The 5,759-nt window shown below is 64.8% G+C and carries 8 protein-coding genes and 1 pseudogene; 7 read left to right on the top strand and 2 right to left on the bottom strand.

Translation table 11 applies throughout. The features are described 5' to 3' along the window. Positions 1-315: pseudogene (gene hrcA, locus EN969_RS14125) on the bottom strand (heat-inducible transcriptional repressor HrcA); the annotation flags it as partial. Positions 316-472: 157 nt separating this feature from the next. On the opposite strand from hrcA, the gene rph reads away from it, so the two are divergent. From rph to EN969_RS14090, 6 genes are all read left to right on the top strand, one after another. Next, positions 473-1,189 (top strand): ribonuclease PH, encoded by a 717-nt coding sequence (gene rph, locus EN969_RS14120; protein WP_013528632.1) that lies wholly within the window; start codon positions 473-475, stop codon positions 1,187-1,189. Positions 1,190-1,372: 183 nt separating this feature from the next. Further along, positions 1,373-1,783, top strand: a complete 411-nt coding sequence (locus EN969_RS14110) for a VOC family protein (RefSeq protein ID WP_063169655.1) — start codon at positions 1,373-1,375, stop codon at positions 1,781-1,783. Continuing rightward, the gene (gene rdgB, locus EN969_RS14105; protein ID WP_063169656.1) at positions 1,783-2,430 is read left to right on the top strand and encodes an RdgB/HAM1 family non-canonical purine NTP pyrophosphatase; all 648 of its coding nucleotides are present in this window, start codon (positions 1,783-1,785) and stop codon (positions 2,428-2,430) included. Before EN969_RS14110 ends, rdgB begins: the two co-directional genes overlap by 1 nt. Continuing rightward, positions 2,427-3,590 carry a radical SAM family heme chaperone HemW gene (gene hemW / locus EN969_RS14100; protein ID WP_063169657.1) on the top strand — a complete coding sequence of 388 codons (1,164 nt, stop codon included), beginning with the start codon at positions 2,427-2,429 and terminating at the stop codon, positions 3,588-3,590. Before rdgB ends, hemW begins: the two co-directional genes overlap by 4 nt. A 3-nt stretch (positions 3,591-3,593) precedes the next feature. Then, positions 3,594-3,917 carry a low molecular weight protein tyrosine phosphatase family protein gene (locus EN969_RS14095; protein WP_013528628.1) on the top strand — a complete coding sequence of 108 codons (324 nt, stop codon included), beginning with the start codon at positions 3,594-3,596 and terminating at the stop codon, positions 3,915-3,917. Positions 3,918-3,942: 25 nt separating this feature from the next. Then, on the top strand, positions 3,943-4,380 hold the full coding sequence (locus EN969_RS14090) for an EamA family transporter (RefSeq protein ID WP_013528627.1): 438 nt from the start codon (positions 3,943-3,945) through the stop codon (positions 4,378-4,380). A 73-nt stretch (positions 4,381-4,453) separates the two neighbouring features. Here the strand turns inward: EN969_RS14090 and EN969_RS14085 are convergent, their stop codons facing one another. Further along, positions 4,454-4,642, bottom strand: a complete 189-nt coding sequence (locus EN969_RS14085) for a hypothetical protein (protein WP_013528626.1) — start codon at positions 4,640-4,642, stop codon at positions 4,454-4,456. Positions 4,643-4,791: 149 nt separating this feature from the next. On the opposite strand from EN969_RS14085, the gene rsmI reads away from it, so the two are divergent. Then, a complete protein-coding gene (gene rsmI, locus EN969_RS14080) occupies positions 4,792-5,706 on the top strand; it encodes a 16S rRNA (cytidine(1402)-2'-O)-methyltransferase (RefSeq protein ID WP_127419191.1) in 915 nt (304 codons plus the stop codon). The last annotated feature ends 53 nt before the right edge of the window (positions 5,707-5,759 follow it).

Below are 5,759 nucleotides of genomic sequence, written 5' to 3'. Positions count from 1 at the left end.
GGAAAGGTCGCCAAGCTCCATGAAGGCATCGACGAAGAAACGCAGGCCGGCCTGCGTCGGCAGCCGGCCGGCCGAAATGTGCGGCGCGTAGATCAGGCCGAGATGCTCGAGGTCGCTCATCACGTTGCGGATGGTCGCCGGCGACAGTGAGGACGGCAGGATACGCGACAGGCTGCGCGATCCCACCGGTTCACCGTCCCTGAGATAGGAATCGACGATGCGCCGGAAGATGTCGCGGGAACGCATGTCGAGCGCCTGGAATACTGGCGACTGAAGCGCGGGCGACTGCGAACTCGGATCGACTGCCTTGGTCATACGGCCAAAAACCTCCGGCCCAAGGATATAGACTTACACTGCACCCGCGCAACCCGGTGTCTGTGTCCGATCGTCAGCCCATTTTCCTTTGCGCCACGCGTCCCATGCGGTTACAAGCCGGCCAAGATTCCGAAAAATGACAAGAAAGCAGCCCTGAATGCGCCCTTCCAAACGCCAATTCGACGAAATGCGTGCCATCTCCTTCGAGCGTGGCGTCTCCAAGCATGCCGAAGGCTCATGCCTGGTGAAGTTCGGCGACACGCATGTCCTGTGCACGGCCAGCCTCGAGGAAAAAGTGCCGGGTTGGATGCGCAACTCCGGCAAGGGCTGGGTGACGGCGGAATACGGCATGCTGCCGCGCTCGACCGGCGAGCGCATGCGCCGTGAGGCTTCGGCCGGCAAGCAGGGCGGCCGCACGCTGGAAATCCAGCGGCTGATCGGCCGCTCCTTGCGCGCCGTGGTCGATTTGCAGGCGCTGGGCGAACAGCAGATCACCGTCGACTGCGACGTCATCCAGGCCGATGGCGGCACCCGCACCGCATCGATCACCGGCGGCTGGGTGGCGCTGTATGACTGCCTGCGCTGGATGGAAGCGCGCCAGATGGCCAGCGTCGCCAAGGTGCTGAAGGACCATGTCGCGGCGATCTCCTGCGGCATCCATGACGGCCAGCCGGTCATCGACCTCGACTATATCGAGGATTCCGCGGCCGGCACCGACGCCAATTTCGTCATGACAGGCAAGGGTGGCATCGTCGAGATCCAGGGCACCGCCGAGGGCGAGCCTTTCTCCGAGGAGCAGTTCGCGGACCTGATGGGCCTGGCCAAGAAAGGCATCCAGCGCCTGGTGAGTTTGCAGCAGATGGCAGTGGCTTAGTTTTTAGATGTCGAGCCTGAGCGCCCCCCTCTGGCCTGCCGGCCATCTCCCCCTCAAGTGGGGAGATCGGATGTCATCTAGGGCTTCGCCAATCTCCGGCGTTGTAGGGCGCGCGACAATGCAGAAGCTGCCAATCTCCCCACCTGAGGGGGAGATGGCCGGCAGGCCAGAGGGGGGCGCCTCGTGACACCCTCCACGATCCTGGAATCGGCCCTCTACGTCACAGACCTGCCCGCCGCCGAAACCTTCTACACCGACATCCTCGGCCTCAATCTCCTCGGCAAGGTCGACGGCCGCCACCTCTTCTTCCGCTGCGGCCCCGGCGTGCTGCTCGTCTTCAACGCCGAGGCAACCAAAATCCCGCCGGCGCCCGACGCGAGGCTGCCGGTGCCACCGCACGGCGCGGTCGGCCAAGGTCATCTCTGCTTTACGGCGACCGACGATGAAATCGCCGGCTGGAAAGCCCATCTGGAGGCAAAGAAGATCGCCATCGAGAGCGAATTCGAGTGGCCGCAGGGCGGCCGTTCGATCTATATACGCGACCCCTCGGGCAACTCGATCGAATTTGCCGAGCCAAGAATCTGGGGCCTTTGATGCATTCTCTCGATGGCAAGAAGATCGTCGTCGCCACCCATAATGAGGGCAAGCTGCGCGAATTCGCCGACCTGATGGGACCGTTCGGCTTCGAAGCGAAGTCGGCCAGGGAGTATGGCCTGCCGGAGCCGGACGAGACCGGCACCACCTTCGAGGAGAACGCCTACATCAAGGCGCTCGCCGCCGCCAAGGCGACCGGCCTGCCGGCGTTGTCGGACGATTCCGGCCTGTGCGTCGACGCGCTTGACGGCGCGCCCGGCGTCTACACCGCCAACTGGGCCGAAACCCCGGACGGTTCGCGTGACTTCGGCATGGCCATGCAACGCACCGAAGTGGCGCTGCAGGAGGTCGGCGCCGCCTTGCCGGAGCAGCGCAAGGGACGCTTTGTCGCCGTCATCTGCCTGGCGTTTCCCGACGGCGAGGCCGAATATTATCGCGGCGAGGCCGAGGGCACGCTGGTCTGGCCACCGCGCGGCGAGCTCGGCTTCGGCTATGATCCTGTGTTCCTGCCCGAGGGCTTCGAAAAAACCTTCGGCGAAATGAGCGCCGAGGAAAAGCATGGCTGGAAGCCCGGCCAGGCCACGGCGCTGTCGCACCGCGCCCGTGCCTTCCAGAAATTCGCCAAAGCGAGATTGGGCTCGGCATGAGCATGCTGCTCGACCGGACGCCCGGCTTCGGCGTCTATGTCCACTGGCCGTTCTGCGCGGCCAAATGCCCCTATTGCGACTTCAACAGCCATGTTCGCCACCAGCCGGTCGACCAGGAGCGCTTTGCCGCCGCCTTCGAGGCCGAACTGGCGACGATGCGCGAGCGCACCGGGCCGCGCGAGGTGACCAGCGTTTTTCTAGGCGGCGGCACGCCCTCGCTGATGAAGCCGGAAACCGTGGCCAGGGTTCTGGACGCCGTGGCGAAGAACTGGACTGTGCCTGCCGGCATCGAGGTGACGCTGGAGGCCAATCCGTCCTCGGTCGAGGCCGAGCGCTTTCGCGGCTATCGGGCGGCTGGGGTCAATCGCGTGTCGCTCGGCGTGCAGGCGCTGAACGACAAGGATTTGCGCTTCCTCGGCCGGCTGCACAATGTCGAAGAGGCCCTGCACGCCATCGGCCTCGCGCGGGAAATATTCCCAAGGCTGTCCTTCGACCTGATCTACGCCCGCCCCGGCCAGACGCCGGAGGCTTGGGCATCGGAGCTGGAACAGGCGATCGGCCATGCCGCCGACCATCTGTCGCTCTACCAGCTGACCATCGAGGAAGGCACGCCCTTTCACGCGCTGCATGCGGCAAAGAAATTCATCATTCCCGACAACGACCATGCCGCCGACCTCTATGCACTGACGCAGGAGATCACCAAGGCGCACGGCCTGCCGGCCTACGAGATTTCCAACCACGCCAGGCCTGGCGCCGAGAGCCGGCACAACCTGACCTACTGGCGCTATGGCGAATATGTCGGCGTCGGGCCGGGCGCGCATGGCCGCTTCGTCGAGAACGGCCGGCGCACGGTGACAATCGCCGAGCGGATGCCGGAAACCTGGGCCAATCTGGTCGAGGCCAAGGGCCATGGCGTCACCGGCGGCGAGATCCTGACGCGCTCGGAAGAGGCCGACGAATTCCTGCTGATGGGCCTGCGGCTGGCCGAAGGCATCGACCTCTCCCGCTACGAGGCGTTCTCCGGGCGCGGCCTGTCGAGCGCGCGGTTGTCGATGCTGCAGGGCGAAGGGCTGGTGGCGCCGATCGGCAATGCGCGCCTGCGCGCCACGGCCGCCGGCATGATCGTGCTCGACGCGGTGGTCGCCGATCTGGCGCGCTAACCCTTGAAGAACGTCCTTTTCGTCTGCAGCCAGAACCGCTTGCGCAGCCCGACCGCCGAACAGGTGTTTTCAACGCGCCGCGATATCGAGGTGGCCTCGGCCGGAACCAACCACGATGCCGACACGCCGCTGACGCATGAGCTGGTCGCTTGGGCCGACATCATCTTCGTCATGGAAAAGGCGCACCGCACCAAGCTGCAGAAGAAATTCAGGGCCAGCCTGAAGAAGGCGCGTGTGATCTGCCTCGACATACCTGACGATTATGAATTCATGGATCTGGAGTTGATTGGCCTTCTGAAGGCACGCGTTTCACGGTATCTCGGTTAAGACGCAATCCGCGAAGGCCACCCGCATGAACCTGACCGTATCCTCCTGGCAATTCTGGGCGCTGCTCTCGGCTGCATTCGCTGCCCTGACGGCGATCTTCGCCAAGGTCGGCATCGAGAACATCAATTCCGATTTCGCCACCTTCATCCGCACGATCATCATCCTGATCGTGCTCGGTGCCATCCTGCTCGCCAGCGGCCAGTTCCAGTCGCCGGCTACGATCTCGGGAAAGACCTGGGCTTTCCTCGCCCTGTCCGGTCTGGCGACCGGCGCTTCATGGCTCTGCTATTTTCGCGCCCTGAAGATCGGCAATGCGGCGCAGGTGGCGCCGATCGACAAGCTAAGCGTCGTGCTTGTGGCGGTGTTTGGCGCGGCCTTTCTCGGCGAGCGGTTGTCCGGAGCGAACTGGCTTGGCGTCGCCCTTATCGCGGCGGGTGCTGTGCTGGTCGCCTATCGAGGGTAGTTGCGCGCCATGGCGTGCGTTCTTCGTTTCAAGACGGGTGATGAAGATATCGAAGCGATTGGGCATCGTCCGGTCAGTGCTCCGTCGTGCTGTCGGGTTTGTTGTCGGAAAGGCTGACGTTCGTCGGCAAGGTGCTGGCGACGCGCTCTTCGGTCAGGCTGTGCTCGGTCTTGGCAGACGGGCGCTTGTCCCTGGGGGTGGCAACGCGGTTGCGGCCGGCATAGTAGGGCTCGAAAGCGTCTTGTATCTTGAGGCTGTCCATCCTGTCCTCCTCCGGAATCAGGGGGCTAATCTGCCAACGCCGGTTTGGTTCCCCACTGTGGCAAAGGAAAGGCGAATTCCTTACATCGGCGTCAGCTTTTGCAAGCCCGCGTCAGCCGTGCCAAACAGGGTCGAACGGAGACTTGATCAGTGACCGCAGAGACGGGCAAGCGCAGCTATGTGGTCGGGCAGACCGAGATCGCGGCCCGGCCGCTGGAGCCGGCGCTCTATCTGGTGGCGACGCCGATCGGCAATCTCGCCGACATCACGCTGCGCGCGCTGGAGACGCTGGCCGCCGCCGACATCGTCGCTTGCGAAGATACACGGGTGTCGCGCGTGCTGCTCGACCGTTATGGCATCCGCCGCCGCACCACAGCCTATCATGAGCATAATGCCGGCGAGGCCGGGCCGAAGCTGATCGCGGCGCTGCAGGCCGGACAGAGCGTGGCGCTGATCTCCGATGCCGGCACGCCGCTGGTGTCCGATCCCGGCTACCGGCTGGTCGGCGAGGCGCTCGACCACGGCATTCGCGTCGTGCCTATCCCCGGCCCATCGGCGCCGCTCGCGGCGTTGACCGCATCCGGCCTGCCCTCCGATGCCTTCATGTTCGCCGGATTTTTACCGGTGAAGACCGGGCAGCGGCTGACGCGGCTGGAGGCACTGAAAGCCGTGCCGGCGACATTGATTTTCTTCGAATCGCCGCGCCGGCTGGCCGAATCCCTCGGTGCCATGGTCGAAGCGCTGGGCGGCGAGCGCAAGGCCGCGATCGGCAGGGAATTGACCAAGACCTTCGAGGAGATGCGAACCGGCACGCTGCAGGCGCTGGCCGACCACTATGCCGCGGCCGATACGCCGAAGGGCGAGATCGTCGTCTGCGTCGCTCCGGCCGAGGCCAGGGTCGACGAACCCGCCGACATCGACCGTTTGCTTCTGTCGCTTGCCGCCGAGACGCCGGCCTCCAAGGCGGCGGCGGAAGCCGCGAAGATGACCGGCGGCCAGAAACAGGCGCTCTATCGGCGATTGCTGGAGCTCAAGGATGCTTCGGGAGAAAGCGACGGTGGCTGAACGCCCGAGCGCCAGCCGCCAAAAAGCCTATCGGCGCGGCCATCGCAGCGAAT

Origin of the sequence: Mesorhizobium sp. M7A.F.Ca.CA.003.01.2.1 (assembly GCF_003998945.1) — a bacterium.
Lineage (GTDB): Bacteria > Pseudomonadota > Alphaproteobacteria > Rhizobiales > Rhizobiaceae > Mesorhizobium > Mesorhizobium ciceri.
This window is presented reverse-complemented; position numbering and strand designations above follow the sequence as displayed.

Excerpts from the sequence above, each read along its gene's own strand:
- rph (WP_013528632.1), top strand. The coding sequence starts at position 473 with ATGCGCCCTTCCAAACGCCAATTCGACGAAATGCGTGCCATCTCCTTC.
- rdgB (WP_063169656.1), top strand. The coding sequence starts at position 1,783 with ATGCATTCTCTCGATGGCAAGAAGATCGTCGTCGCCACCCATAATGAG.
- hemW (WP_063169657.1), top strand. The coding sequence starts at position 2,427 with ATGAGCATGCTGCTCGACCGGACGCCCGGCTTCGGCGTCTATGTCCAC.
- EN969_RS14090 (WP_013528627.1), top strand. The coding sequence starts at position 3,943 with ATGAACCTGACCGTATCCTCCTGGCAATTCTGGGCGCTGCTCTCGGCT.
- EN969_RS14085 (WP_013528626.1), bottom strand. The coding sequence starts at position 4,642 with ATGGACAGCCTCAAGATACAAGACGCTTTCGAGCCCTACTATGCCGGC.